Source organism: Vreelandella lionensis, assembly GCF_002087295.1.
Lineage (GTDB): Bacteria > Pseudomonadota > Gammaproteobacteria > Pseudomonadales > Halomonadaceae > Vreelandella > Vreelandella lionensis.
Map to the genome: position 1 here is coordinate 61,823 of NZ_MWVI01000065.1, position 25,865 is coordinate 87,687.

At 56.9% G+C, this 25,865-nt stretch carries 23 protein-coding genes and 4 pseudogenes; 21 read left to right on the forward strand and 6 right to left on the reverse strand.

Features of this window, described 5'->3' with window-relative positions; genetic code table 11:
* Nucleotides 1-3: 3 nt before the first annotated feature.
* The 5 genes and pseudogenes from B4967_RS09010 (at nt 4) to B4967_RS09030 (ending at nt 5,804) form a co-directional block, all read left to right on the forward strand.
* Nucleotides 4-1,683 carry a GMC family oxidoreductase gene (locus tag B4967_RS09010; RefSeq protein WP_083024804.1) on the forward strand — a complete coding sequence of 560 codons (1,680 nt, stop codon included), beginning with the start codon at nt 4-6 and terminating at the stop codon, nt 1,681-1,683.
* Between the two features lie 190 nt (nt 1,684-1,873).
* Nucleotides 1,874-2,080 (forward strand): cold-shock protein, encoded by a 207-nt coding sequence (locus tag B4967_RS09015; RefSeq protein WP_054641278.1) that lies wholly within the window; start codon nt 1,874-1,876, stop codon nt 2,078-2,080.
* 221 nt (nt 2,081-2,301) lie between these two features.
* Nucleotides 2,302-4,071, forward strand: a complete 1,770-nt coding sequence (locus tag B4967_RS09020; protein WP_083024806.1) for an SLC13 family permease — start codon at nt 2,302-2,304, stop codon at nt 4,069-4,071.
* 72 nt (nt 4,072-4,143) lie between these two features.
* Nucleotides 4,144-4,808 (forward strand): annotated as a pseudogene (locus tag B4967_RS09025) (alpha/beta hydrolase).
* Nucleotides 4,809-5,804 carry a YihY/virulence factor BrkB family protein gene (locus B4967_RS09030; RefSeq protein ID WP_083024807.1) on the forward strand — a complete coding sequence of 332 codons (996 nt, stop codon included), beginning with the start codon at nt 4,809-4,811 and terminating at the stop codon, nt 5,802-5,804.
* A gap of 74 nt (nt 5,805-5,878) precedes the next feature.
* Here B4967_RS09030 and B4967_RS20835 read toward each other — a convergent pair.
* Nucleotides 5,879-7,286: pseudogene (locus B4967_RS20835) on the reverse strand (PhoH family protein).
* A gap of 106 nt (nt 7,287-7,392) precedes the next feature.
* Nucleotides 7,393-8,364 (reverse strand): LysR family transcriptional regulator, encoded by a 972-nt coding sequence (locus tag B4967_RS09040; protein WP_243470443.1) that lies wholly within the window; start codon nt 8,362-8,364, stop codon nt 7,393-7,395.
* A 120-nt stretch (nt 8,365-8,484) separates the two neighbouring features.
* Here B4967_RS09040 and B4967_RS09045 point away from each other — a divergent pair, with 120 nt between their 5' ends.
* Together B4967_RS09045 and B4967_RS09050 are read left to right on the forward strand one after the other, a co-directional pair.
* A complete protein-coding gene (locus B4967_RS09045; protein WP_083024809.1) occupies nt 8,485-9,348 on the forward strand; it encodes a cation diffusion facilitator family transporter in 864 nt (287 codons plus the stop codon).
* Nucleotides 9,349-9,452: 104 nt separating this feature from the next.
* On the forward strand, nt 9,453-9,722 hold the full coding sequence (locus tag B4967_RS09050) for a hypothetical protein (RefSeq protein ID WP_083024811.1): 270 nt from the start codon (nt 9,453-9,455) through the stop codon (nt 9,720-9,722).
* 57 nt (nt 9,723-9,779) lie between these two features.
* On the opposite strand, the gene B4967_RS09055 is transcribed toward B4967_RS09050, so the two are convergent.
* Entirely contained in the window at nt 9,780-9,968 is a 189-nt protein-coding gene (locus tag B4967_RS09055) for a DUF3008 family protein (protein WP_083024812.1), read from the reverse strand.
* Between the two features lie 107 nt (nt 9,969-10,075).
* Here B4967_RS09055 and ybaK point away from each other — a divergent pair, with 107 nt between their 5' ends.
* From ybaK to B4967_RS09085, 6 genes and pseudogenes are all read left to right on the forward strand, one after another.
* Nucleotides 10,076-10,543, forward strand: a complete 468-nt coding sequence (ybaK, locus tag B4967_RS09060; protein WP_083024814.1) for a Cys-tRNA(Pro) deacylase — start codon at nt 10,076-10,078, stop codon at nt 10,541-10,543.
* A gap of 108 nt (nt 10,544-10,651) precedes the next feature.
* The gene (gene dbpA / locus B4967_RS09065) at nt 10,652-12,049 is read left to right on the forward strand and encodes an ATP-dependent RNA helicase DbpA (RefSeq protein WP_083024816.1); all 1,398 of its coding nucleotides are present in this window, start codon (nt 10,652-10,654) and stop codon (nt 12,047-12,049) included.
* Between the two features lie 111 nt (nt 12,050-12,160).
* Nucleotides 12,161-13,018, forward strand: coding sequence for a PA4780 family RIO1-like protein kinase (locus B4967_RS09070; RefSeq protein ID WP_083024818.1), 858 nt, complete (start codon nt 12,161-12,163; stop codon nt 13,016-13,018).
* Between the two features lie 98 nt (nt 13,019-13,116).
* Nucleotides 13,117-14,160, forward strand: coding sequence for an AbrB family transcriptional regulator (locus tag B4967_RS09075; RefSeq protein WP_083024820.1), 1,044 nt, complete (start codon nt 13,117-13,119; stop codon nt 14,158-14,160).
* A 67-nt stretch (nt 14,161-14,227) separates the two neighbouring features.
* Nucleotides 14,228-16,119, forward strand: a pseudogene (locus B4967_RS09080) (ABC transporter ATP-binding protein).
* A 45-nt stretch (nt 16,120-16,164) separates the two neighbouring features.
* Nucleotides 16,165-17,172 carry a zinc-dependent alcohol dehydrogenase family protein gene (locus tag B4967_RS09085; protein WP_083024822.1) on the forward strand — a complete coding sequence of 336 codons (1,008 nt, stop codon included), beginning with the start codon at nt 16,165-16,167 and terminating at the stop codon, nt 17,170-17,172.
* A 73-nt stretch (nt 17,173-17,245) separates the two neighbouring features.
* On the opposite strand, the gene B4967_RS09090 is transcribed toward B4967_RS09085, so the two are convergent.
* Complete coding sequence (locus B4967_RS09090; RefSeq protein ID WP_083024823.1) at nt 17,246-17,512, reverse strand: hypothetical protein; 267 nt, start codon at nt 17,510-17,512, stop codon at nt 17,246-17,248.
* Nucleotides 17,513-17,649: 137 nt separating this feature from the next.
* Between B4967_RS09090 and B4967_RS09095 the strand changes: the two genes are divergently transcribed.
* The 3 genes and pseudogenes from B4967_RS09095 to B4967_RS09105 all read left to right on the forward strand — a co-directional run bounded on the left by B4967_RS09095 (nt 17,650) and on the right by B4967_RS09105 (nt 20,444).
* The gene (locus B4967_RS09095; RefSeq protein WP_083024825.1) at nt 17,650-18,849 is read left to right on the forward strand and encodes a hypothetical protein; all 1,200 of its coding nucleotides are present in this window, start codon (nt 17,650-17,652) and stop codon (nt 18,847-18,849) included.
* An 8-nt stretch (nt 18,850-18,857) separates the two neighbouring features.
* A pseudogene (locus B4967_RS09100) lies at nt 18,858-19,686 on the forward strand (mechanosensitive ion channel family protein).
* The gene (locus tag B4967_RS09105) at nt 19,686-20,444 is read left to right on the forward strand and encodes a DUF429 domain-containing protein (RefSeq protein WP_083024827.1); all 759 of its coding nucleotides are present in this window, start codon (nt 19,686-19,688) and stop codon (nt 20,442-20,444) included. The pseudogene B4967_RS09100 and the gene B4967_RS09105 overlap by 1 nt, the downstream one beginning before the upstream one ends.
* Before the next feature lie 4 nt (nt 20,445-20,448).
* On the opposite strand, the gene B4967_RS09110 is transcribed toward B4967_RS09105, so the two are convergent.
* The gene (locus B4967_RS09110; RefSeq protein WP_083024829.1) at nt 20,449-21,180 is read right to left on the reverse strand and encodes a YebC/PmpR family DNA-binding transcriptional regulator; all 732 of its coding nucleotides are present in this window, start codon (nt 21,178-21,180) and stop codon (nt 20,449-20,451) included.
* 233 nt (nt 21,181-21,413) lie between these two features.
* Between B4967_RS09110 and B4967_RS09115 the strand changes: the two genes are divergently transcribed.
* Entirely contained in the window at nt 21,414-22,031 is a 618-nt protein-coding gene (locus B4967_RS09115; RefSeq protein ID WP_139794458.1) for a LysE family translocator, read from the forward strand.
* 75 nt (nt 22,032-22,106) lie between these two features.
* Nucleotides 22,107-22,592: a glutathione peroxidase gene (locus B4967_RS09120; RefSeq protein WP_083024926.1), complete on the forward strand. Its 486-nt coding sequence runs from the start codon at nt 22,107-22,109 to the stop codon at nt 22,590-22,592.
* A gap of 12 nt (nt 22,593-22,604) precedes the next feature.
* On the opposite strand, the gene B4967_RS09125 is transcribed toward B4967_RS09120, so the two are convergent.
* The gene (locus B4967_RS09125; protein ID WP_044629259.1) at nt 22,605-22,988 is read right to left on the reverse strand and encodes a DUF7079 family protein; all 384 of its coding nucleotides are present in this window, start codon (nt 22,986-22,988) and stop codon (nt 22,605-22,607) included.
* A gap of 160 nt (nt 22,989-23,148) precedes the next feature.
* Between B4967_RS09125 and fabV the strand changes: the two genes are divergently transcribed.
* The 3 genes from fabV to B4967_RS09140 all read left to right on the forward strand — a co-directional run bounded on the left by fabV (nt 23,149) and on the right by B4967_RS09140 (nt 25,750).
* Entirely contained in the window at nt 23,149-24,354 is a 1,206-nt protein-coding gene (gene fabV, locus B4967_RS09130; protein ID WP_083024832.1) for an enoyl-ACP reductase FabV, read from the forward strand.
* Between the two features lie 69 nt (nt 24,355-24,423).
* Entirely contained in the window at nt 24,424-24,639 is a 216-nt protein-coding gene (locus tag B4967_RS09135) for a hypothetical protein (protein ID WP_083024833.1), read from the forward strand.
* 268 nt (nt 24,640-24,907) lie between these two features.
* Nucleotides 24,908-25,750, forward strand: a complete 843-nt coding sequence (locus B4967_RS09140; protein WP_083024835.1) for a PRC-barrel domain-containing protein — start codon at nt 24,908-24,910, stop codon at nt 25,748-25,750.
* Nucleotides 25,751-25,865 lie beyond the last annotated feature (115 nt).

Genomic DNA, 25,865 nt, shown 5'->3' on the forward strand with positions numbered 1-25,865 from the left:
CCCATGCCAACAAATACAACCACTCATCCCACCGCAGAAGCGTTTGATTACATCGTGGTTGGCGCAGGCACCGCAGGGTGCCTGATGGCCAATCGGCTAAGCGCTGACCCTGCAAACAAAGTGCTGCTGATCGAAGCGGGCGGTCGGGATAACTACCACTGGATCCATATTCCAGTGGGCTACCTTTATTGCAACAATAACCCGCGCACCGACTGGCTGTTTCGTACTGAGCCGGACAAGGGGCTTAATGGCCGCTCGCTGATCTACCCCCGAGGTAAAACCCTGGGGGGCTGCTCCAGCATCAACGGCATGATCTACATGCGCGGCCAAGCGCGGGATTACAACCACTGGGCGGAGGTTACCGGTAGCGACGAGTGGCGCTGGGAGAACTGCCTGCCGGACTTTATCAAACACGAAAACCACTACCGGCTGGATGAAGGCAGCGACGGTGATGAGACTCACCGTGCTTTTCATGGCCACGGCGGCGAGTGGCGGGTTGAGAAGCAGCGCCTGAAATGGGAAGTGCTGGATGACTTTGCCGAAGCAGCGGTTCAGGCCGGTATTCCCCGCACCGACGACTTCAACCGGGGGAGTAATGAAGGGGTTGCCTATTTTGAGGTAAACCAACGTGACGGCTGGCGTTGGAATACCGCCAAGGCATTTTTGCGTAGCGCGCTAAAGCGGGACAACTTGACGCTTTGGCACTCTACCCAGGTGAATCGGCTCTGCTTTGATGAGGAGCAGCCAACGCTTCGTTGCACTGGGGTAGAAGTGGTGCGCAGCGGTAAGCCCCAGCGTGTTCAGGCGAGAAAAGAAGTGGTGCTGTGTGCGGGGGCCATTGGCTCGCCCCACCTTTTGCAGCTATCGGGTATCGGGCCTGCTGAGCATCTACGCGAGCACGGCATTGAGGTAGTGCACGACCTGCCTGGGGTGGGCGAAAACCTGCAAGATCACCTCCAGATTCGCTCGGTGTATCGTGTCAGTAATGCCAAAACGCTCAATGCTATTGCCAGTACGCTGTGGGGCAAGGCGGGGATTGGCTGGGAGTATGTGACTAAGCGCACCGGGCCGATGAGCATGGCGCCTTCGCAGCTTGGCGCGTTTACCCGCAGTTCTGACGATCAGCCGTATCCCAATATTCAGTATCACGTGCAGCCGCTCAGCCTAGAGGCCTTTGGGCAGCCGCTGCATCCGTATCCGGCCATTACCGCGAGCGTATGCAACTTGAACCCAACCAGCCGAGGAACGGTGCGTTTGAAAAGCGCCGACCCGCGTCAAGCACCGGCGATTTCGCCGAACTATCTCAGCACGCCGGAGGATCGCAAGGTGGCGGCTGATTCGCTACGGGTAACCCGGCGTATCGCCGAACAGCCTGCCTTCGCTAAATATTCGCCTGAAGAGGTAAAGCCGGGCGTTGAGTATCAAACCGATGACGAGTTAACGCGGCTAGCGGGAGATATTGGCACGACGATTTTTCACTCGGTCGGCACCACGCGGATGGGCAAACGTGATGACCCAATGGCGGTGGTGGATGAAAAATTGCGGGTACTTGGGGTGGTGGGATTACGGATCGCGGACGCGGGCGTGATGCCTAGCATCACCAGTGGAAACACCAATTCGCCCACGTTAATGATCGCTGAAAAAGCCGCTGGATGGATTTTTAAAGAAAATTCATTGCATTGACATTTTTTTTCATCATAGTGTTGACGTGCGACTTGGTTAAGCGCATGCTGAATGCAGTTGGTTAGCAAGTCGAACGTTGTCAGCAGTATCGAAACGCTCTAGCGTTGAGTCTGGTGAAAGTTTCTTGTTCTACCCACTGCAACTCGGGTATTACCCGGCTCTACATTAAGCTTTATCGAGGATTTCGATCATGGCAACTGGTACCGTTAAGTGGTTTAACGACACTAAAGGCTTCGGCTTCATTTCTCCGGACGACAATGGCGACGACCTGTTCGCGCACTTCTCCGAAATTCAAGCTGACGGCTTCAAAACTCTGCAAGACGGCCAGAAGGTTTCCTTCGACGTCACTCAGGGTAAAAAAGGCCTTCAGGCTTCCAACATTAAAGTTCTGGGTTAATTCCAGCTTGATGTTCGCCGCTAACACTTGATGTTAGTGAGCTAGAAAACCCCGCCTTGAGCGGGGTTTTTGTTCGTGGATTATTATCTGCCCCACGCCCCACGCCTTTGTTCTTACTGTGTTTCTAAAAATAACTTTTTAGAATATCTGCTGGGCGGCACAATGCCCTTCATATTGTTCGGTTATGTCAGTTGAGTGGGCTTGAGAAAGGATGTGGGGTTATGTCGCTGGATGCTTGGATTGCAGTAGGAGTCGTGCTGACTATCTTCCCGTTGATGGCGTTGTCACGCCTAGGGCCAGATATCATTTTAATGGGCGCGGTGGTGGTGCTGATGACGCTTGGCGTGATTGACCCACAGCAGGGGTTGGGTGGATTCTCTAATAGTGGCCTGTTTACTGTGGCGTTTATGTACGTGCTGGTGGCCAGTATTCGTGAAACGGGCGGTATCGATCTTATTATTCGCTACGTTCTGGGGCGGCCAACCAGCGAGCGCGGCGCGCTAACACGTCTATTGTTACCTGTGGCATCGCTCAGCGGTTTTCTCAATAACACCCCGGTGGTGGCGACGTATATTCCCGCCGTCATGAGCTGGAGCCGCCGTGTGCGGCTTTCCCCACAGCGCTTGCTCATGCCGCTGAGCTTTGCCTCTATTTTAGGCGGTACTATCACGCTATTTGGTACCAGCACTAACTTGGTAGTGCATGGGCTACTGATCGAGCGCTACCCTGATTTGGCCATGGGGCTTTTCGACTTGGCGTGGGTAGGCATTCCGGTCGCGGTAGCGGGCTTGGCTTATCTTATTTTCCTTGCCCCACGTTTATTACCCGCCCGTGGCGGCACGGCTAAAGCCTTTGCCAATCCTCGCGAGTTCACTATTGAAATGGAAGTAGACCCGGCAGGGGTACTGGTCGACCGCACGGTCGAAGAGGCGGGGCTGCGCCACTTGCAGGAGCTGTTCCTTGTCGAGATCGAGCGCGTCGGTAACGTGGTCAGCGTAGTTGGGCCAGGGGAGCAGCTCAAAGGTGGGGATCGTTTGGTGTTCGTGGGCACCTCGGATGCCGCTGTGGAGCTTCAGCAGATTCGTGGGCTGATCCCTTCTCGGGATGGCGCTTCTAGCCTAGAAAAAGAGTTCAAAGAGCGCCGTTTGGTCGAGGCGGTGGTCTCCAATCAATGCCAGTTTATGGGCCAGCGGATTCGTGATGGTCGATTTAGAACGCTATACGGCGCCGCCGTGCTGGCGATTTGCCGCGGCGGCGAGCGCGTGACGGGGAACCTCGGCCAAGTGCGCTTGCAGCCTGCCGATGTATTGCTGTTAGAGGCGCGCCCGCCGTTTATCGAGCGCCATCGGCAGTCGAAAGACTTTTTGCTGATCAGCGAGCTAAACGGCTCGGCGCGGCCCATCCACGAGAAGGCTCCGCTGGCCTGGGGGATTTTGCTAGGCGCGGTGCTGCTGGCTGCGTTTGGTGTTCTGAGCATGCTCAATGCCGCCATGCTGGGGGCGGCGATGGCACTGCTGACCGGCTGCTGCACAGTGGGCGCGGCTAAGCGGGGCTTAGATACTCAGGTGTTATTAACCATTGCCGCCTCGTTTGGGGTGGGGGCAGCGTTACAGTCGTCAGGTGCAGCGGATGCCATGGCAGGCAGCGTGCTGTCGTGGGTGGCGGGCAGCCCGTGGTTGCTGCTGATGGGTACCTACTGCGTGGTGGCGCTACTCACGGAGCTAGTGACCAACAACGCCGCGGCGGTGATTATTTTTCCGGTGGTCATGGCTGCCGCAGAGAGCCTTGGGGTGAGCCCCCTGCCATTTGTGGTGGCCGTGATGTTTGCCGCCTCGGCCAGTTTTCTGACCCCGATCGGCTACCAAACCAACTTGATGGTGCATGGTCCTGGTGGCTATCGAGTCAGTGATTTTTTACGTGTTGGTGGTGGTTTAAACGTACTGACCGGTGTGATTGCGGTCACGCTGATTCCATTGGTGTGGCCGTTTTAAGCGGTTAATGTCTCGCTCCCCGCGCTGCTTTACGCTAGGGTGACGCTTTTAATATCAGTAAGGAAATAACCCATGACAGCCCCAGGCGAACTGATTATTGACCAAAAAAATGGTCACCCCGCCATGCGTGTGTGTTTATTATTCATGGCCTAGGTGCCGATGGGCATGATTTTGAACCCCTAGTGCCAGCCCTGGCACTGCCGGAAAACGCGCATGTGCGTTTTATTATGCCCCATGCTCCGCGCCTGCCGGTCACCATTAACGGCGGCATGGTAATGCCCGCCTGGTACGACATTCTGGCGATGGATTTGGGCCGCCGGGTTGATGAAGTTCAGCTGAAAAAATCCGCCGAGCGTATTCAGGCGCTGATTCAAGAGCAGATCGATCAGGGTATCGATAGCCAGCGGATCATCGTGGCGGGCTTCTCCCAAGGCGGCGCGGTGGCGTATCAGGCTGCGCTCTCGTTCCCGCAGCCGCTAGGCGGGCTGCTGGCGATGTCGACCTACTTTGCTACTGCCGATAGCATCGAGCCTGCCGAGGCTAACCGTCAGGTGCCGATTGAAGTTCATCACGGTAACTTCGACCCCATCGTGCCTGAAACCTTGGGCCGTAGCGGCGTTGAGCGTTTAAAAGCCATGGGTTACAACGTCAACTATCGCCAGTACCCGATGGCCCATGCGCTATGCCCACAGCAGGTCAACGATATCGGCAAGTGGCTGGGCGAGCGGTTAGGCTAAATGGATAGCCATCGCCGAGGCCGTGCTGCCGATGTGCCCAGCGATATCCCTCAGCGGGGCTGGCATGATATTGCATGGCGAGTGGTGCGCGCGGCCCGCCGGGATAGAATCACTATGTTTGCAGCTGGCGTCGCTTTCTATGCACTGCTGGCGCTGTTTCCAACCATTGCGGCGGTGATTTCGGTGTGGGGGCTGCTGTTTGATCCAGTGGAGGCCGGGCGGCAGCTCTATACGATTAGTCGCTTTATGCCCCCTGATGCTGCCAACCTGATTGATCAGCAGGCGCAAGAGGTGGTGGAGAGCACTGAGTCTGGCAATGTGATGACCGCCTTGGCAGGGTTGTTGATTGCCATGTTTATCGCCTCGAAAGGGGTGTCGGTGTTGGTGATTGGCTTAAACGCCGTTTACGGCGAGCAGGAGAAGCGTTCGCTGCTGTATAGAGCGCTGGTGCTGGTCTCGCTGACCTTTGGTCTCATTGTGATGACGCTTGTTTCCCTTGGTTTTATTGCCGTTGTGCCGGTGGTGGTGGATAGGCTAATGATTGATCCGCCGCTGGATCGAGTGCTGCAGTGGCTACGCTGGCCTGCGCTGTTGGTGTTGATGAGCCTGCTGATTGCGCTGCTCTATCGCTTTGCTCCCTATCGGCGCTCACCGCAGTGGCGCTGGCTGAGTTACGGCACGCTGTTGGCGACATTAATGTGGCTGCTGGGCTCCGGTGGTCTTTCGCTCTACGTACGCTACTTTTCGACCTTTAGCGAGCTGTACGGCTCGCTAGGCGCGGTGGTGGCGTTGATGCTTTGGTTTTGGCTCTCGGCGTTTCTGGTGCTGTTTGGGGCTGAGCTTAACAGCGAGATGGAGCGCCAAACCTGTCATGACACCACCCTCGGTGAGGTACGCCCCTTAGGAGAGCGACAAGCGTTTGCTGCCGATACCATTGGCGTTGAAAACCCTTGGAATAGCGATAAATCCGAAAGCCAACAACGCCCCTGTGATTGAGTGGGTCCAACGTGCCACCGCCCAGCAGTGCTGGGCGGTGAAAGTTAAAGCCGTGGGTGTTTCGCTGGGTACTGTTAAAGCAGTTCCTCGGCGGCCAGCGCCAAACGTGAGCGTTCAACGCTTTTCAAGGTGATATGCCCAGCATGGGGCCAATCTCGAAACCGTTCTACTACGGCGGCCATGCCGCAGGTGTTGGCGGTGAGGTAGGGTGTGTCGATCTGCCCTACTTGCCCAAGCAGACAATCTTGGTATTGCGCCCGGCACGGGTGACCAGCGATTTTAGCTGTTTAGGGGTGAAGTTTTGCGCCTCGTCGATAATCAAAAAAGTGTCGTTTAGCGTGCGCCCGCGCATAAAACTCGGTGAGCGTATTTGCACACGTGAGCCAATCAATTGCCGCGTGGCACCGTTATCCCAGCTTGATTCTCCTTCTTCGTTACGCAGCAGGTTATCCATGTTGTCGTGGAATGCCCCCATCCACGGAGACATCTTCTCCTCTTCGGTACCTGGTAAGAAACCAATATCCTCCCCCATAGGGATGGGCGCGCGGGTGAAGACGATACGCTCAAAGCGCTTGGCATCCAGGGTTTGCTGGAAGGCCGCCGCCAGGGTCATAAACGTTTTGCCGGTGCCCGCGTTACCGGCAATGGTGACACGGTCAATCTCGGGGTCCATCAACAGGTTGAGGGTAAAGTTCTGGCGGCTATCGTGAGCGTGGACGCCCCACACACCAGCATGGTGACGGTAGTTGGTGAGCAGCTGAAGCCGGGCAGAGGAGGGCGAAAGCTCGCGCACAATAGCCTCAAATTCAGCACCGTTTTCGCTATCAGAAACCAGCATGCCGACATGCCAGTGGCGGGGCATATTTCCGCTGGTTTGTAGAAGGTATGGTGGCCGACGCGTTCGACGGTCACCTCTACGTTGAGCGCTTCCCATAGCGAGGCGCCATCCTGCCCGGCCGAGGCGTACACCTGGGCGCCTTCAATCATCGCGTCGCTATCGGAGAAAGCGCGGTCGTTTAGGTAGTCTTCCACCGGCACTTTTAGTGCGGCGGCTTTTACCCTGAGGTTAATGTCTTTCGTGATCAGAATGACCGAGGCATCCGGGCGTTCGTCACGCAGGCGGCAGGTTTCTGCCAGGATTCGGTTGTCGGGACTATCGTCTAGCGAGTCGAAAGGCTTTAAGTCGTTGTAGCACAAAAAGTGCAAGCGGCCGGATTCTCCGCTGATGCGGGGAATGGGGATGCCTTTCTGGATTTCATCGAAGGTAACCTGATTGGTCAGGTCGGAAAGGGTGCGGCTGATTTGCCTTGCCGTACGGGCGATTTCGCGGATGCCGTTTTTGTGCTTGTCCAGCTCTTCAAGCACGGTCATAGGGATAACCACATCATGCTCATCAAAATGATAGAGCGCAGTGGGGTCGTGGATCAGGACATTCGTGTCTAGGACATACAGCCTAGTCGCTTTCTTATCGAGTCGTACCATCGCGGAAACTACTCCTTGGTTGACGGCAACATCGACACTGGCAGACGCACTTTACGCTTAGATGACACTTGCCTGTGTCGGTTCTCTAGCGTGTCCTTAGTTCTCCTTATATTCCGTTTTTTAGTTCAGCAATTTCTAACAGCGTGGAATGCATTTGGGATTTTCGCCACTCCTTAATTTCAACGTTGCTATGGGGGGTAAGTCCTATTAGCGAGTCGTCCCTTAAAAAGCGTGTGACGTTTGTGAGTAATGCAGTGGCGACCACGCCCAGGCTTTCACCTTCGACATAGCGGTAGTAGTGGCTTTCCAGCAGCAGGTCGTGGTTGAGCGCACACAGCGTGTGATTGGTTAAGGCGTCTTTAACCAGCGGGTAAGGCAGTAGCGCCCAGCCGGTCCCGTTAATTACCGCATCGCGAATCACTTCAAACATGGTCAGGCCCAAGTAGTTGGTCGAGAACAGAGCCTCGCTCACGAGTTTGTCGCCCTGATCGAAGGTCAGGCATACCTGAGTGTATTGGGCCAGATCATCCTTAGTGACATTGGGCAGGCGGCTAAGCGGATGGTCCGGGGCTGCCACTAGGCTCATGCTCACCGGTGCTAGGTTGCTGGCGTTCACCGCGGCCCCTTCAGCGGTGTAGAGCCCAAAGGCAATATCCACCGTTTGACGCAGCACAAACTGGGCGTGCTCCTGAGGCGGCAGCAGGTACACCGAAATGGCGGTCAGCGGGTAACGCTGCTTCAAGTCGTGCATGACCTGGCGCCAAAACGCCTCGGGCAGGGCATCGTCCCGAGCGATGCAGAGCTGGCTCTCAACGCCCTGCAAGTGCTGCTGGCAATGTTTATTAATGCGGCTGGCGCTGGTCAGTAGGCGGTAGCAGTCGGGTAGTACGCTTTCCCCCACCGCCGTTAGCTGCAAGCTGTTACCCGAGCGCTCAAACAGCGCCACACCCAGGCTATCTTCCAGCGCATTGACGGAGGCACTGAGCGTACTACGCTTTATTCCGGTATGCCGGGCAGCAGCGGCAAACGAGCCGTGTTCTGTGACATCAATAAACGCCTGCACCTGTTCTGCGCGCATGAGAACCACCTTATGAAAACCCTTTGAGCGCCAATATAGTTGGCGCTGAGCGATTGGTGAAGCGCTAGTGTACTCACTATGATGGCCTGCGTTTACTATCCTCTTATTGGAGCAACCCGCGTGACCCCCTTTGTCGCCGAGCGCCGAGCGCTTAGATTTTCCGCCATTTCTGCCAGCCTATTTGCCTTTACCGGGCTTGCCTTAGGCCTTGCCAGTGGCTCAATTACGATACTCTTCGATAGTGGCTATTCGCTATTAAGTTTAGTGCTGGCATCGCTGTCGCTGTTTGCACTTCAACAGGCCCGCAAACCCGCGGATGATCACTACCCCTTTGGGCGGCTAACGGTAGAACCGCTAGCCGTGCTGCTCAAAGGCGTGGTGATTGCGCTAGTGTGTCTGTTTTCGCTGGTCTCAGCGCTCTGGAGCCTGGCTCAGGGTGGACGTTTGGTCACGCTGGACTTGGCGCTGATGTTTGGCGTGGTCAACGTGACGGGGTGTTTGCTGACTTGGTGGTGGTTAAACCAGTACGCCAAGGTCGCGCAATCTTCACTACTGGCGGCGGAGCTCCGCCAGTGGCAGATGGATACCTGGCTCAGTGCCGCCGTGATGCTGGGCTTTGCCCTCACTTGGGGGCTCACGCTCTCGCCATGGGCGCACTTGGCGCGTTTTGCCGACCCGGTGATGGTCCTGATTATTGCCGGTTACTTCCTGCCCATGCCGATTCGCATGGTAAAAGGGGCGCTGCGTGAGCTGATGTTTGGCGAACCGGTAGGTAGCGTCCGCCAGGAGGTGGTCCAGGAAGTCGCGGATTTTGATATTGCCGATGACGATGTGCGCCTAGCGCAGGTGGGCAGTTTTTTAATGGTCGATGTTCAGCTGGATAAGCAGCAGATGGATGACGCCGAAGAGATTGTCGAGAGCGTAGAACAGCACTGTAAGCTGCGCAATCTCCGCCCGGTGACGAGTATTACGCTGGTCACGTGACACTGGCATTGAAAAAATGTTGACGCTATCGAAGGTGTGGTGATATTTAGCGCTACCGACAATTGGTGTCGGCTTAACACTGCACTTTTGAGGGTTGCAAAAACATGCCATTGCGCCGCTGTTTGCCCGTGCTGCTGGTCACCGCTTTGGTGGCTGGCTGCGCAAGTTCTACCATTGCCCCAAGCTATACCACTGAAAACCCCGACATTATGCGTATCGGCGGAGAGCGCCCTGTCAGCGCTGACCCGCGTACCGAAAACGCCGGTTCGTTCTGCCTGGAAACTACCGAGCGCTGGAACGAACATGGCCGCACGCCAGATGGCCAAACGCTGTGGGCGCAAGATACCCTGCGCCGCGTGGTGCCTTGCCAATAATTGGCTGACATAGGCTCACGCAAGCTGCGCCAGCGCAACCCGCTGGCGCAGCATTGGTCAGTCGTCCTCTTTCTTATGCGGTTTGCCCTTACGCTGGGTACCCGCCATCTCTTCCAACTCCTCTTCACTCATCGAGTCATACATCTCTTTCGAGGCGTCATACAGCTCGCTTGGCTTGGTCTCACCGCGCTTAGCCGAGAGAGCAGCCCCGGCGGCTTTCTGCTGTGCTTTAGAGGTGGCTTTCATTTAACGACTCCTGTCAGTTGACTTCCCTTAGGTGCTCACGCTATTAAGCCTAGCAGTGGGTAGTGTTGTTTCCAGACTGACGAGCGCGTTTAACATAAGAGAGCTCCATGACACCAGCGATTAATAGCGCAAGGCACGCAGGTATTGCCTTTCAACTTCACGAGTATCATCACGATGCTGATGCCTCATCCTACGGGCTAGAGGCGGCTGAAAAGCTGGGTGTAGCCGCTGAGCAGGTGTTTAAAACACTGGTGGTGAGCCTAGATGGCAAGCAATTGGCGGTCGGCATTGTGCCGGTGAATTGTCAGTTAGGGTTAAAACGCATTGCCAAAGCGGCAGGTGCTAAAAAGGCCACGATGGCTAGCCCAGAGATTGTGGAGCGCACGACGGGCTACGTGCTGGGCGGCGTTAGCCCATTGGGCCAGAAAAAGCGCTTACCGACCTTCATTGATGTCTCTGCACAGCAGTGGTCGACGCTTTACGTGAGTGCCGGGCGGCGTGGGTTGGAAATCGAACTATCGCCGGAGGATTTAGCCGCACTCAGTCAGGGGCAATTTGCAGCGCTCTCTGCGTAGGCGATACAAATCAGAGTCAGCGCATGGCAAAGCAGGGGGTGGCACTTTCTGGTATGGTGCTCCACATTATCGGTTTGCTGGGCAACACGCCCCCTTCAGGAATTTTTTGTGTCTGATACCTCGTTTGCATCCCTTGCGCTCTCTCCTGCGCTGCTGAGCACCCTAGACTCCCTTGGCTATCACGAAATGACGCCGGTACAGGCGCAGAGCCTGCCGCCTATGTTGGCGGGCCGCGATGTCATGGCCCAGGCCAAAACGGGATCGGGCAAAACCGCGGCCTTTGGTTTGGCGCTACTCTCCCAATTACGCGTTGAGGCGTTTAGCGTACAGGCGCTAGTGCTGTGTCCCACCCGAGAACTGGCGGATCAAGTGGCGGAAGAGCTGCGCCGTCTCGCCCGCGGGATGCCCAACGTGAAAGTGCTCACACTCTGCGGCGGCGCCCCGTTTGGCCCGCAGCTCGCATCGTTGGAACATGGCGCGCACATCGTGGTGGGCACGCCGGGCCGGGTGGATGAACATCTGCGCAAAGGCTCGCTCACCCTTGGGTCACTCACCACGCTGGTGTTGGATGAAGCTGACCGCATGCTGGATATGGGCTTTCAGGCCACCATTGACGATATTATTTCTGACACGCCTGCCGACCGACAAACCCTGCTGTTCAGCGCCACCTTTCCTGATGAGGAAGCCTCAGGTGGGTTGGCGATCATGACGCGTGGCGTAATGCGCGACCCGGTCAGCGTTAAAGTCGAAGAGACCCACGACGCGACGACCATTGAGCAGCACTTCTACGATGTGGCCAACGACGACGCCCGCTTTGCTGCGCTAAAGCAGCTGTTGCTCGCGACACGGCCCACCACCAGCGTGGTGTTTTGCAACACCAAGCGAGAAACCCAAGCCGTGGCCGATAGCTTGGTCGACGCGGGCTTCAGCGCGGTGGCCATCCACGGTGATCTTGAGCAAAAAGATCGTGACCGGCTATTGGTGCTGTTCGCCAACCAAAGCGCGCCCATTTTGGTGGCCACCGATGTTGCCGCCCGTGGCCTGGATATCGCTCAGCTAGACGCTGTGTTTAACTACCAAATAGCCCGCGAGCTAGAGGTACACGTACACCGCGTTGGGCGTACCGGACGTGCGGGTGCCAGCGGTATTGCCTGCACGCTGGTGACTCCCCAAGAGAGCTACCGTTTAGAACGGTTAGCGGATCTTTTGGGTGAAACACTGAACACCGAGCCGCTGCCAAAAGCGACCAACAGTGCCCCGTTTGAGCCACCTATGGCGACCCTGCAACTAGCCGGTGGCAAAAAGGACAAGCTTCGCCCCGGCGATATTCTGGGGGCTTTAACCAGTGAGGGCGGTCTACGCGGTGATCAGGTGGGCAAAATCAAAGTTCTTGCGCGCAGTGCTTACGTGGCTGTAGAGCGAGAAGCGGTGCAAAAAGCCCAAGCAAAGCTTGAGCGGGATAAGCTAAAAGGGCGCGCTTTTCGAGTGCGCCGCATTCGGTATTAACGACGTATTCAAAACAATGCTGATGTGTATCACTTGGTCGTCAGCGTATTCGCGACTCGCGCATTCGCCATGTAGATGTCTGGCATGAGATAGGAGCCTTCGCAGCAAGCTATGAAAACACCCAAACGATTACAGCCCTTGGTCGATGACGGCCTGATCGATGAGGTGCTGATGCAGTTGATGAGCGGCAAGGAAGCGCAGGTGTATGTGGTACGCTGCGGCGGAGACACACGCTGTGCCAAAGTATTCAAGGAAGCCAAGCAGCGCAGTTTCAAGCAAGCGGTGCAATACCAGGAAGGGCGTAAAGAGCGTAACAGCCGCCGAGCGAGGGCCATGGCCAAGAAAACCCGCTACGGCCAGAAAGAGCAGGAGCAGGCGTGGCTCACCGCCGAGGTGGATGCGTTGTACCGCTTAGCCGCAGCTGATGTTCGTGTGCCAAAGCCCTATGGCTTTGTGGATGGCGTGCTGCTGATGGAGATGATCACCGACGCCGAAGGCGATGTAGCACCGCGCTTAGACGATGTTACCCTGACCGAAGAGCAAGTCTTCCGCTATCACGCCAAAGTGATTCAAGACGTGGTGAAAATGCTCTGCGCGGGTCTGATTCATGGTGACCTATCTGAGTTCAACGTGCTTGTTGATGCCGATGGCCCGGTCATTATCGACTTGCCCCAAGCGGTAGACGCGGCCGGTAATAACAGCGCCGCCGCCATGCTGGAGCGCGATGTCGATAACATGCGCGCTTATTTTGGTCGCTTTGCTCCCGAGCTGCTCACTACTCACTACGGCAAGGAGATGTGGGCGCTTTATGAAGCAGGCGAGCTGCACCCCGATAGCAAACTCACCGGCCACTTCGAGTTTGATAGCCACATTGCCAACGTGGATGCGCTGATGGAAGTCATCGACGACGCCAAAGAGGAAGAAGCTGAGCGTCAGGCGCGAATGCGTGATGACGACGACGAGGATTAACCCCAATAGTGATAAACTGAGGCAACGCTTAGCAGAGTAAGTAGTTGGATGAAACGACTCTGCCATATCGCATAGCCGAAAGATCACCGGAGGGGAGTGTGAAGGGCAGCCGTTTCAGTGCAGGGAGAGCCAAGGCGCTTGTCTTATCGCTCAGTGTTGGTGCAGCAGGCGGTGTGCTGTTTCACATTTCGGGGCTGCCGCTGGCCTGGATGCTTGGCCCCTTGGTGGCGAACCTGCTGGTGTCTGCCAAAGGCGTGAAGGTTGAAGTGCCTGAATCGCTGCGCAGCGTGTTTCTCGCGGTGATGGGCATGGTGCTCGGCAGCCAAGTCACGCCTGAGCTGGCCCACCGGGTGCTCGACTGGCCCGTTTCGGCCATGCTGCTGTTGGCGGGGGTCGCGGCGTCAACCGCCGTGGCGTCTGCCTGGTACCGCCGCTGCGGCTTCGACCCTGTCAGCGCCTGGTTTGGCGCCTCGCCGCGCGCCATGACCGCGATGATCCTCCTGGGTGAACGATGCGGCGGCACCCCGCAGCGCATTGCCATTGCCCAGTCGCTGCGTATCGTGCTGGTGATCCTCTTTCTACCGCCGCTTTTCTGGGCATTCGAAGGGGGAGAAGGCACGCTGGGCCCGGCAGAGTCAGCACTCACCGATGGCTGGCTGCTGCTTGCTATTCCGCTGTTGCTGCCGCTGGGCAAATGGCTGCGCCTGCCTAGCCCCGCGCTGCTCGCTCCCTTGTTAGCCACCGCGCTACTCTCCGGGCTGGATATTGCTAGCCTCGCCTTGCCAAGCTGGGGTATGAACCTGATGCTCTGGGTGCTGGGCAGTGCCATTGGCTCGCGTTTTCAAGGCATGACACGGCGGTTGTTGGGGCGCTATCTGTGGCAATCGGGCGTGGCAACGCTGCTAGCGCTGGTGGTGCTGGCGCTGTTTGCCGAGCTTATCCACCAAACCGTTGGCGCCGGACGCGATGTGGCGCTCTTGGCGCTGGCCCCTGGTGGCATTGGTGAAATGGCGATTCTCGCCGTCGCGCTCAACATTGACCCAGTGTTTGTGGCTTTTCACCACTTATTGCGGATGGTCACCCTGATGATTGTCGCTCCCTTCTGGGCCCGCTGGCTAATGCGTCATCATCCTGACGCCTGACGTCGCGATCATTACGCTAACGTTCCTAAGCCGTACTCCCTTTTATCGCGTCATGTAAGGACTCTTCATGCTGTCACGTCTGCTCTCGCCGCTGTTCCGTTTTTTTGAGGAGCGCGTTAACCCCTACCCAGAGGGTGAGGTCACCACACCGCCCAAAGGGTTGCTGTCCTTCATTTGGCACTTTTCGCGCCCGGTGTGGCCGTGGCTGCTAGTGATGTCGCTGATTACGGCAGTGGTATCTGCCGCAGAGGTGGTGTTCTTTAGCTACATGGGAGATTTGGTGGATTGGCTGGGCGGCGTCGGGCGCGCCGATTTTTGGGCCAACCACGGGCTGTGGTTGGCGGGCCTTGGTTTGTTAGTGGTGGTGGGCCTGCCGCTACTGGTGCTGCTGCAGTCGCTGGTCACCCACCAGAGCATTTTTGGTAAATACCCGATGATTGGCCGCTGGCTCTCTCATCGCCATATGCTCAGCCAGAGTCTGGCGTTCTATCAAGATGAGTTTGCCGGGCGGGTATCGCAAAAAGTGATGCAAACTGCGCTGGCCGTGCGGGAAACCGTCACGAAAGTGATGGATCTGATGGTGTACGCCATCGTTTATTTTACCGGGGCGGCCATTCTGTTGGGACGCGCCGATCCATGGCTGCTGCTGCCGCTAGGCCTTTGGCTGATCGGCTATTTGGGCATCATGCGCTTTTTCGTACCGCGCCTGCGGGATGTTTCCATGGCCCAGGAGGATGCTCGCGCGCAAATGACTGGCCGCGTGGTGGATAGCTACAGCAATATCCAGACTATCAAGCTGTTTGCCGATACTCAGCGCGAAGAGCGCTACGCCAAAGATGCTATGGAGGGCTTTATGGTCACCGTGCATCGCCAGATGCGTTTGGTCACGGTGATGAGCGTCTGCTTGACGCTGCTTAATACGCTGCTGCTAGTTGGCACGGCAGGCATGGCGATTGCCGCGTGGTACATGGAGGCGATCTCCCTGGGCGTGCTGGCCATCGCCATTGCCCTGGTGATGCGGATCCGCTTTATGTCCGACTGGATTTTATGGGAAGTCGCCGGGCTGTTTGAAAACATCGGCACGGTGCAGGATGGCATGAACACCATCGCCCAGGAGCCGACGGTGAAAGACGCGCCCATCGCCAAAGCGCTGACCGTACCCAACGGCGAGATCGTCTTCGATACGCTGCGCTTCCAGTATGCCCAGGCAAAAGGGGAGAGCAAAAATGTGTTTGATGGGCTGAACCTGACCATCAAGCCCGGTGAAAAGATCGGCCTGATTGGACGCTCTGGGGCGGGGAAATCGACCCTGGCGAACCTGCTGCTGCGCTTTTACGACTTGCAGGGCGGGCGCATTTTGATCGACGGACAAAACATTGCTGAGGTGACCCAGACCTCGCTGCGCCATCAGATCGGCATGGTGACCCAAGACACCTCGCTGCTGCACCGCTCGCTGCGGGACAACATCCGCTACGGCAGCCCGAATGCCAGCGATGCGGATGTCTGGCAGGCGGCGTGCCGCGCCCATGCTGATCCTTCATCAACGACCTAGTCGACCCCAAAGGGCGGCGAGGTTTGGATGCTCATGTGGGTGAGCGGGGCGTGAAGCTCTCCGGCGGCCAGCGCCAGCGTATTGCCATTGCCCGGGTGCTGCTCAAAGTCGCCCCGATTCTGGTGTTGGATGAAGCCACCTCGGCGTTGGATTCCGAAGTCGAAGCGGCGATTCAAGAGCAGTTGGATGCCTTGATGGAGGGCAAAACCGTGATTGCCATCGCCCATCGGCTCTCCACCATCGCCATGCTGGACCGTTTGATTGTGGTGGCTGAAGGGCGCATGGTGGAAAGCGGCACCCACCAGGAGTTGCTCGCCCGAAACGGCATTTATGCAGGCCTTTGGCAGCGCCAGTCGGGCGGCTTTTTGGGCAACGACCTTGATCCTGATGACAACGCCCCCATTTGAGACTAGACCGGTCGCCTAGTAAGGGCGCATTAACAGGAGGTAGTGATGCAAGCGATTGAGCTTCAACAACCCGGCGGTTTAGATAAATTAAATGTTGTCGACGTGGCAGCCCCAGGGGAGCCAGGCCCCGGCGAGATTAAAGTGCGCCTGCACGCCAGCTCACTGCACTTTCACGACTACGCGGTCGTGGCGGGGATGATTCCCACCGACGATAAGCGCATCCCAATGTCGGATGGCGCGGGCGTGGTGGAATCCGTTGGCGAAGGTGTGGAAGAGTTTGCCGTGGGCGATGCGGTCGTCTCGACTTTCTTCCCTTACTGGCTGGAAGGCCCGGCGCGCGTAGGCGACTTCACCACCACGCCTGGCGATGGCGTCGATGGCTATGCCCGCGAGCAGGTGATTCGCCCGGCTGAGTGGTTTACTCGCCAGCCGCAAGGCTACAGCCATGCAGAATCCGCCACGCTGACAACCGCCGGTTTAACTGCTTGGCGCGCGTTAGTCGTCGATGGCGGCCTGAAAGCGGGGGATACCGTGCTAGTGCTGGGCACTGGCGGCGTGTCTATCTTTGCGCTGCAGTTTGCCAAGATGATGGGCGCTCGCGTCATTGCTACCACTTCCTCCAACGAGAAGTTGGCGCGCCTTCGGGAGCTGGGGGCTGAGCACACGATTAACTACCGCGAAACGCCGGAGTGGGGCAAAGCGGTCAAAGCTCTCACCAATGGTGAAGGCGTGGATCACGTGGTTGAAATCGGCGGCCCGGGTACGCTGCCGCAATCCATTGACGCGGTGAAGATTGGCGGGCATATCTCACTGATTGGTGTTCTCACCGGGCGTGAAGGGGAAATTCCCACCGCCAAGCTCATGGCGAAACAGGCCAAGCTGCAGGGGCTGATTGTCGGTAGCCGTCGCCACCAGGTAGAGATGATTAACGCCATTGAAGCGGCTAACTTGAAACCGATTATTGATCGTGAGTTCGCGCTTACTGAGATCTCAGAGGCATTTCGTTACCAGGAGTCTGGCAAGCACTTTGGTAAAATCTGCCTGACCTTCTGATAATCAAGCGCTAACAATCGTACTACACGTCTGCATGGGAGGCGGGCGTGTAGTGCGTATCAACCATGTTGCCCTACTCTCCTAATCGGCTAAATACCACGCCTTTTACCTCAAGCTCCCAGATGTCGTCGTAAGGCACAGTGACGCCATCCATATCGCCAGGGTCGCCGGTACTGTTTTTAATCACGGTTTCGGGAATGACCTTCACTCCCATCACCCCGACATGCTGAATTCTTCCGCTGAACCGGTTGCCTTCCTGGTCAACGAGTACTCGCTCGCCAGCAATGCACTTTGCAAGCTTCTCGTGTAGTTCTGCCATAGTGACGTTAACCACGCTCATCGTTGCCTCCTGCGCATCGCTTGAAGTGTGAGTTACTTGGGTATAACGACTTTATTTTAGACGATAAGTTCGGCTAGCCCCGGGGGTATGGCCTAAGGCATGCTAACCTTAATCTAGTTTACTGAATCGAGGCGGATATGGCGCAAGGCTCAACGAACGCGGCTTTATCGCCATGGAACGTGGTGGCATTAGACACCTTTCAAACCCCTGAGCGCACTCAGGCGAGCCAGTGGCGGCGTAGCTGGCGAGCGGCCACCACCTGGATGATAGGCAAGGAAGCTTCCGAGCGCCAAGCGAAGCAGGAGAGTGAACTGCGCGCGCTGCCTGAAGTGAAGCTGGCGCATGTTGCGCCCCCCATTGACTGGATGCCCGCCACCGAACGCTTGAAACAGGCGCTGAACGACTACGAAGATGCGCCGGCTGTGCTGTTTATTTCACCGCCTTACGGCGGGCACAGCACCGTGGTGAGCCAATGGGCTGCGCAACAGGATATTCCTTGCCTCACCGTACCCACGCTGAAAGAGCTAGTGGACGGCAGCCTAGCCTGGGTAGAAGACGCTACCCAGCTAAAGCGCTGGGCAATTCCTGCCTTGGAGTACCACTTTTTACGCCATACCAATGGCTTGCAAGGCGTTCGTGAGTTGCTTGAGCGTGCCTTGAGTGGGCGCCTGGGGCAGAGCGTGATGGGGTGCGACAGCTGGACCTACGCCTACTTACAGCATGCGGTGGGGCTGGAGGGCGTGCCGGTATTGACCCTCCAAGGGCTCGAAGGTGAACAGTTGGCCCACTATTTTTCCCAAGCAGCGGGGGAGTGCCCGACGGTGTACAGTACACGTCCGGGCAAATCGATTCTCACCAGCGACAGTGATCAAAAAGTGGTCTTTAAAGAGCTGCAACGCCTAACGGCACACTGCCGGGGGCACCTGGGAATTGCCTGGCACTACTGGCGCGAGCGGCTGCGTGAGCCAGCAGAAGATTCGGATAGCAGTGATAACAATGGCCATAAACGTAGCGATAAAAGTAGCGATAAAGAGGATAGCGACACTTCTCAAGAACTGTGGCTACTGGACGCGCTGGCTGAAGCCGAACTACCCACAGATACCGGCGATCTAGCTACTTTACTGCTGCATACCCTGCTGATTCACGGCGGGCTAGAAGACCAAGCCTTAAAGCACGTGCTGCCCTTTTCTGACCACGAAGCGTTAAATGCACGCTTTGCCCTGGCGCGGCGCGGCATTCTTAGCAGCCAGCAGGGGCGCTGGCAGGTGGCTCCGCTTAGCTATGCCAGTGTGCGGCAGTTGCTTGAGTCGCGTAACTATCTCGTTGACCCGCTTTAGGAGCACTGATGGAAGACCAAGGGCAGTACGCCAAGCTGTTTAACGATATAGATAGCCAAACGCTGATCACGCTCGGCATTATCTTGGTCAGCACGATTCTGCTGATTGTTGTCAGCCAGCGAGGGCTCAACTGGGTGGCGAATCGGCTGCACGGCCAAGTGCGCTTTCGGGTCTTTGCCCTGGTGCCGCTCACCAGGCTGATCAATTTTGATTGCCGCGCTCGCCATTGCCGTACCGATCATTATCGAGCCGTCGCTGCGCAATATGGTGACGCTGCTGGGGGCCATTGGGTTAGCCATAGGTTTTGCGCTGAAAGATTATGTCAGCAGCTTGATTGCCGGGGTGGTGTCTGCCGTCGAGCTGCCATACCGCCCTGGCGATTGGGTGAAGATTGAAGGCACCTACGGTGAGGTAAAGCACGTGGGGATGCGCACGGTGAAAGTTCAAACGCCGGACGATGACTTGGTGGCCGTGCCGCATTTAAAGCTGTGGGACACCGCCATCTACAACGCCAACAACGGCGGCACCAGCCTACAGTGCGTGGCGAGTTTTTACCTACACCCTGAGCATGAAGCCGGTTGGGTACGTAAGGCGCTGCGGGATGTAGCGCTGACCAGCGCGTACTTAAAGTTTGACGAGCCGATTATCGTGGTGGCGGAGGAGAAGCCCTGGGGCACCCATTACCGTATCCGTGCTTATCCCGTCGACCCCCGACAGCAGTTTCTGTTTATCACTGACTTAACGGTGCGCGGCAAAGCAGTGCTAAGCACTGCTGGCATTCAACCAGCGCTGCTACCACCGGATGCCGCCCTAGATGCACGAGGTGCCGCTAGCTGATGACAACACCAACCACACTCTATATCGGATGGGACGTGGGTGGCTGGAACTGCGACAACAACTCTGCCAGCCGCGATGCGCTGGTGCTGCTGGATGACGCGCTCAATGTGATAGGCACGCCGTGGCGGGGAAACCTGCGCGTAACGCTAAATGACGCTACCTCTAGCCGTGATTTGCTCAACCCGCTGCTGGCGCTGTGCCAATATGTGCCCAGTGGCAATGAGCGAGTGGCGATGGCGATTGATACGCCGTTAGCGCTTCCTCAGGCGCTTCTGGCACTTGCCCGTGGCGAGGCGGTGGATTCATTGGGCCGCTCCCAGGATAACCCTTATCTATACCGGGAGACTGAGCGCTGGCTATTCGCCCGAGGGGTCACGCCGCTTTCGCCGATTAAAGACATGATTGGCAGCCAAGCCACCAAAGGCATGCACTTTCTAGCACGGTTTGCTCCGCATATAACGGCCTGCGGGCAGTGGCAGTCGGTAGCGGGGGAGCTGTGTGCGGTCGAGGGTTATCCGTCGCCCGCTAAACGGTCGGCTGGGTTTGCGGCGCTGCGTCAGCGCGTGTACATGCCTGAAACATTGCACGCCATGCTCCATCAACCAACGCCAAAGCAGCAGGATATTCACGATGCTTGGCACTGTGCGCTACTGGCGTGGAGCTTGGAGCATGCAAAAGAGAGCGTGGCTTGGCCGCCAGCAGAGATGCCAGCGGCCGAAGGGTGGATCTTTGTACCGAGGGATGCGTTAAGCGAATAGCCGTTTAAGCGTTCTCTTCCGGCAGCTCCGCGCTGTGGAAGACGTTTTGCACATCGTCTAGCTCTTCCAGCATGCCAAGGAATTTTTCAAACATCGCCACATCATCGCCTTCAATTGGCGTGGTGGTTTGCGGCAGGAACTGGATCTCATCCGTTTCAAAGTCGATTTCGCCGAAGGCATCCAGCAGTGCCTGCTTGGCTTTGGCGTAGTCGGTATGCGGGGCAAACACCGTGATGCGGCCCTCTTCCTGCTCAATGTCAGTAACATCCACGTCGGCTTCCATCAGCGCTTCCAGTACGGCTTCTTCATCGCTGCCGTTAAAGGAGAAAATTGCGCAGTGGTCGAACATGTGGCTGACGCTGCCCGGCGTGCCGATCTTGCTCTTGGTTTTGGTGAAGCAGCCGCGTACATCGCCAAAGGTGCGATTGGGGTTGTCGGTCAAGCAGTCGACAATCACCATGGCGTTGCCGGGGCCAAAGCCCTCGTAGCGCGCCGGGGAGAAGTCTTCGCCGCCTGCGCCGCTGGCTTTATCCAGGGCTTTATCAATAACGTGAGATGGAACTTGGTCTTTCTTGGCACGCTCCATCAAACCGCGCAGCGCGAGGTTACCGTTGGGGTCCGTGCCGCCCGCTTTGGCACAGACGTAAATTTCACGCCCATACTTGCTGTAAACCTTGGTTTTCGCAGCGGCCGTTTTGGCCATGGATTCCTTACGGTTTTGAAACGCCCTACCCATATTGAAGTCCTTTATTAGCCATGAACCGCCTGCATGGCAGGCGTCATCGTTTTCAAAAAGGGGAAAATTTTACCCAACAGCGTACCATGCTAACAGCGTTATTTAAGCGCCTGGGTGGTTTCCCCTACGGTTAAAAGACATGCTACAGGCAACAACACAAGAATTGGCCTTAGCTTAGGCAAGCGCTGTCGTATACTGGCCAGCTCATAACGATGCTATCCATGGAGGAGAAAATGCCGCTGACACTCTGGCTTTCGCTGGCTGCCATTTGTGCGATGGGGGCCATGTCGCCTGGGCCAAGCTTAGCATTGGTGCTACGCCACACTTTGGGGGGTGGCCGTGTGCCAGGAATGACCGCCGCGATCTTTCATGCCTTAGGCGTAGGGTTTTACGCGTTGCTCACCGTGCTGGGCTTGGGCGCTGTAATGGTACGCTTTCCCGAGCTTTTTCAGCTGATTACATGGTTTGGTGCTGCCTACCTGGCGTGGCTGGGGATAAAAGCGTTGCGGGCGGGCCGGGGTGGCGCGCTTACGCCGGGCGCCGTGGCCACCACACCGCGTCAGGCGGCCAAAGAGGCGGTGCTGGTGGCACTGGGCAACCCTAAGCTGATCATCTTTTTTGTGGCGCTATTAAGCCAGTTTGTCACCCCCGAGATGAGCCTACTCGCCAAGGCGATTATCGTGGCCACGGCTATTATTATTGATGGTGGCTGGTACGTGCTGGTGGCCGTAGGGCTTTCTCACTCTCGGGTGCTGCCGTGGCTGCAGCGCCACGCCCACTGGATTAACCGCATTACCGGCGTACTGTTGATTGCGCTGGCGCTGCGTGTGGTGGCGGGGCCCATCCTTTAATTTCCACCCTGGTGTCACTACCGTTGCCATGGCAAGGTAAGGCGCATGCTGGTAAAGGCATTTAGAGGCCTGGCGATGACGATTTACGAGCAGGATTGTTATACCCACCAGGGTGAGCCTTTTAACCTGCGCGCACTGCGCGGGCAGGTACTGCTGGTGGTGAATGTGGCCAGCCAGTGCGGCTTCACTCCTCAGTTAAAAGAGCTTGAGGGGCTTTATCAGCGCTATCGGGATCGCGGCTTTATGGTGTTGGGCTTTCCCTGCAACCAGTTTGGGCGCCAGTCGCCCGAGAGTGCCGAGGCGTTCTGCGCCTTTGGCGAGCAGCAGTTCGGGGTGAGCTTTCCGCTGCTGGAAAAGGTGAAAGTCAACGGCTCCGATGCTCACCCGCTATTTGTACAGCTCAAGCGGGAGGCGCCGGGGTTTTTGGGCACCAAAGCTGTAAAGTGGAATTTCACCAAGTTTCTGGTAGGCCGAGATGGCAAGGTCATCGCCCGCTTTGGCCCCAAGGATCATGGGTTAACGCTGCGCTTAGCCCTTGAAGCCGCACTGGATAAAGAGTGAATCAGCCAGCCGCTAAACCTCCCCGCGCGCGACCATCAAGCGTTGCATTAGCTCGGTCCAGCGATGGCGAACCATCATGGTCGTCAATCCCGAAAAGAGTGCCCAGCTTTTGCGCCGCCAGCCTTTCAGTTTCAGATTGTGGTTCACCAGCTGCTTCATCAGTTTGTAGTCATCGAACTTGCGCCACTCGCTGGCGACTGACAGCTGGTGGCGTGACATCACCGGCGCTAGCTCTAAGCGCAGCATCCACTCAAGCTCTTTGAGCGACATCTTGTGCTGCTCAATCACCTCAATCATATGGGCGTAGTCGCGCTCGCTGGGTTCGCGGTCAAGCCAGAGAGGGGCGAGTGCGAGCCACAAATCGCCCCGCTCATCGACTAGCTGCTGTGCATTCATTAAAGATCCCGTCGGCAAGTGGTGGGCAGGCCGCTATCCTGCCGCGAATGGCGGATAAGCTCAAGAGCGGACAGGGCGCGCCGAGACCGCTAGAATACCCTCATTGATAACTCGGCACTGCCGTGCCGAACGCAATACTCATCTGATGAAGGGGTCGAATGTGATCATTAAACCGAAAGTGCGTGGCTTTATCTGCACCACCACCCACCCGAAAGGCTGCGAGCAGAACGTTCTCGAGCAGATCGAAGCGACCCGCGCCCGTGGTTTGGATAAAAGCCAAGGCCCGAAGAAAGTGCTGGTGATCGGTGCCTCTAGCGGTTACGGCCTAGCGGCGCGTATTACCGCCGCCTTTGGTTACGGCGCCGACACTCTGGGGGTGTTTTTTGAAAAGCCGGGCACCGAGAAGAAGCCGGGCACCGCTGGCTGGTACAACAGCGCCGCGTTCGATAAGTTTGCCAAGCAGGAAGGTCTGTACAGCAAATCCATTAATGGCGATGCGTTCTCCCACGAAGCGCGGGAAAAAGCCATTGAGCTGATCAAGCAGGACATGGGCGAGATTGATCTCGTGGTCTACTCGCTGGCGTCTCCCGTGCGCAAACTGCCTGACAGCGGTGAGCTAAAGCGCTCCAGCTTGAAGCCGATTGGTGAGACCTACCGCGCCACGGCGATCGATACCAATAAAGACGCCATCATCGAAGCCGAAGTGGAACCGGCCACCCAGCAAGAGATCGACGACACCATCACCGTGATGGGCGGCGAAGATTGGGAACTGTGGATGAGCGCGCTGGATGACGCAGGCGTGCTTGCCAAAGGTGCACGCAGCGTAGCGTTTAGCTACATCGGCACCGAAATTACCTGGCCGATCTACTGGCATGGTGCCCTGGGTAAAGCCAAAGAGGACCTGGACCGCGCAGCGTCCGCCATCGATGCCAAGCTCAAAGAGAGCGGTGGCGGTGCCAACGTGGCCGTGCTGAAATCCGTCGTTACCCAAGCCAGCGCCGCGATCCCCGTGATGCCGCTGTATATCGCCATGGTCTACCGCATCATGAAAGAGCAGGGCCTGCACGAAGGCACCATTGACCAGCTGAACCGCCTGTTCGGCGAGCGTCTTTACTCCGGCCAGACTGGCGAAATGGTCACCGACGACCACGGTCGCCTGCGTTTGGACGACTGGGAACTGCGCGACGACGTTCAAAAAGCCTGCCAAGACCTCTGGCCGGAAGTCACCACCGAGAACTTATTCGACATTACCGACTATGCTGGTTACAAGCATGAGTTTTTGAAGCTGTTTGGCTTCGAGCGTAACGACGTTGATTACGACGCCGATGTGAACCCGGAAGTCGAGTTTGATGTCGTGACACTATAGGGCAACGCGCGACGGGTAACGCTTGCCGCCGCGCTGTTGATCATCTAACCGGATAGGATGAGGTGCTGTATGGATACCAGAGAGAGCAAGACCCGGGAAGAAGAGAAAGAGCATATGCTGAGCGAGCGCTTACCCGAAGATTTCGAGACCTCGCAGCCTCAGCAGCAACCAGAAGCGAAAAAGCCTGCTAATGGGCTGCATAAAATGCTGCCGTTAATCATCGTGATTATGGGCATCATCGTCGCTGGCATTGTGATGCTGGGGCTAGGCAATAGCGGCGGCTAAATCTTGCGCTTTTGCGGTACACATTGCCGGGCCTATGGTCCGGCAGGTATGCGTTTAAGCCCCCCTGTTTTTGCATTCTGGGCGATGACACGCCAAGTGATGATTTTAATGTTTGTAAGCTTTTGCACCTATCTCCTGCTAAAAGTCCGTTAACCTAAGTACAACGTTACTGTTTCTTGCCGTTTTACGTTGCGTTCAAGCGCTGTGGTTAACTAGCTTGCAAAGTGTACTTCAGGAAAAAGTGCACTTCAGCAAAAGGAGAAAGGGTATGAAACGGACAGCACTCGCAGTAGCCATTGGTACAGTATGTGCCGGATTGTCAGGCATCGCTTTTGCCCAAAATGATGATCAGACTGACGCATCGACCACACGGGACATGTCGCAACAGCGACAGAACGAAGTGGCCGAACAGCAGCTCCAAAATGGCCAAAACCAAGATGGCAACGAGACAATGGATGTCACTGTTGACCAAGCGCCTGCGGATGTTCAGGTTCAGCAGGAGTCGCCCAATATTACGGTGGAGCAGTCCCAGCCCGATGTCACTATTGAGCAGCCCAAACCTGAAGTGACTATTGAGCAGCCTGAGCCAGAAGTCACGGTGGAAGAGGCGGAGCCGAACGTCACCGTTGAGCAGCGCGGCGAGCCAGAGGTCACCATTGAGCAGGCCGACAATGCTGAGGTAGAGGTTAACCGGGGTAACGAAGAGCGTGACCAAGAACAGCAGTCAGAGCAGCAGAATCAGCAAGTTGTAAAGGAAGACGTTCAGCAGAACGACCAGGGCAATTCGCTGATGGCGGAGCGCGCACGGGACCTGGAAGGCATGAGCGTCGCTAACCAACAGGGTGATGAAGTGGGTGAAATCCAGCACATCGCCCGTCATCAAGAGAGTGGCGAGCTGTTTGCGATTGTCTCGATTGGCGGCATCTGGGGCTTCGGCGCTAGTGATGTAGCGCTCCCCGTGAAAGAGATGCAGCGCGAAGGAGACCAGTTGGTCGTCAACACCGACTACGGTAGCGAAGAGATCGAAGCGTCCGCCGACGAATACCGCGAGAGTGACTACCAGATTATTGATAACCAAACGACGCTTTCAGACGCGGAAGAGAACAGGTAACACTCACTCGCTATAGCCCTGCGACGTCTTTTTTGAGATAGCGACAGCAGGCGCTGCCTTCAGTGGCACAATTGGGTAAGATGTTGGTACCACAAATGACCCAGTTAGCCAGCGG

Excerpts from the sequence above, each read along its gene's own strand:
- B4967_RS09135 (WP_083024833.1), top strand. The coding sequence starts at position 24,424 with ATGGATACCAGAGAGAGCAAGACCCGGGAAGAAGAGAAAGAGCATATG.
- B4967_RS09020 (WP_083024806.1), top strand. The coding sequence starts at position 2,302 with ATGTCGCTGGATGCTTGGATTGCAGTAGGAGTCGTGCTGACTATCTTC.
- B4967_RS09125 (WP_044629259.1), bottom strand. The coding sequence starts at position 22,988 with ATGAATGCACAGCAGCTAGTCGATGAGCGGGGCGATTTGTGGCTCGCA.
- B4967_RS09120 (WP_083024926.1), top strand. The coding sequence starts at position 22,107 with ATGACGATTTACGAGCAGGATTGTTATACCCACCAGGGTGAGCCTTTT.
- B4967_RS09015 (WP_054641278.1), top strand. The coding sequence starts at position 1,874 with ATGGCAACTGGTACCGTTAAGTGGTTTAACGACACTAAAGGCTTCGGC.
- B4967_RS09050 (WP_083024811.1), top strand. The coding sequence starts at position 9,453 with ATGCCATTGCGCCGCTGTTTGCCCGTGCTGCTGGTCACCGCTTTGGTG.
- B4967_RS09030 (WP_083024807.1), top strand. The coding sequence starts at position 4,809 with ATGGATAGCCATCGCCGAGGCCGTGCTGCCGATGTGCCCAGCGATATC.
- B4967_RS09110 (WP_083024829.1), bottom strand. The coding sequence starts at position 21,180 with ATGGGTAGGGCGTTTCAAAACCGTAAGGAATCCATGGCCAAAACGGCC.
- B4967_RS09090 (WP_083024823.1), bottom strand. The coding sequence starts at position 17,512 with ATGAGCGTGGTTAACGTCACTATGGCAGAACTACACGAGAAGCTTGCA.
- B4967_RS09055 (WP_083024812.1), bottom strand. The coding sequence starts at position 9,968 with ATGAAAGCCACCTCTAAAGCACAGCAGAAAGCCGCCGGGGCTGCTCTC.
- B4967_RS09095 (WP_083024825.1), top strand. The coding sequence starts at position 17,650 with ATGGCGCAAGGCTCAACGAACGCGGCTTTATCGCCATGGAACGTGGTG.
- B4967_RS09010 (WP_083024804.1), top strand. The coding sequence starts at position 4 with ATGCCAACAAATACAACCACTCATCCCACCGCAGAAGCGTTTGATTAC.
- B4967_RS09040 (WP_243470443.1), bottom strand. The coding sequence starts at position 8,364 with ATGCGCGCAGAACAGGTGCAGGCGTTTATTGATGTCACAGAACACGGC.
- B4967_RS09140 (WP_083024835.1), top strand. The coding sequence starts at position 24,908 with ATGAAACGGACAGCACTCGCAGTAGCCATTGGTACAGTATGTGCCGGA.
- B4967_RS09085 (WP_083024822.1), top strand. The coding sequence starts at position 16,165 with ATGCAAGCGATTGAGCTTCAACAACCCGGCGGTTTAGATAAATTAAAT.
- B4967_RS09070 (WP_083024818.1), top strand. The coding sequence starts at position 12,161 with ATGAAAACACCCAAACGATTACAGCCCTTGGTCGATGACGGCCTGATC.
- B4967_RS09105 (WP_083024827.1), top strand. The coding sequence starts at position 19,686 with ATGACAACACCAACCACACTCTATATCGGATGGGACGTGGGTGGCTGG.
- B4967_RS09115 (WP_139794458.1), top strand. The coding sequence starts at position 21,414 with ATGCCGCTGACACTCTGGCTTTCGCTGGCTGCCATTTGTGCGATGGGG.
- ybaK (WP_083024814.1), top strand. The coding sequence starts at position 10,076 with ATGACACCAGCGATTAATAGCGCAAGGCACGCAGGTATTGCCTTTCAA.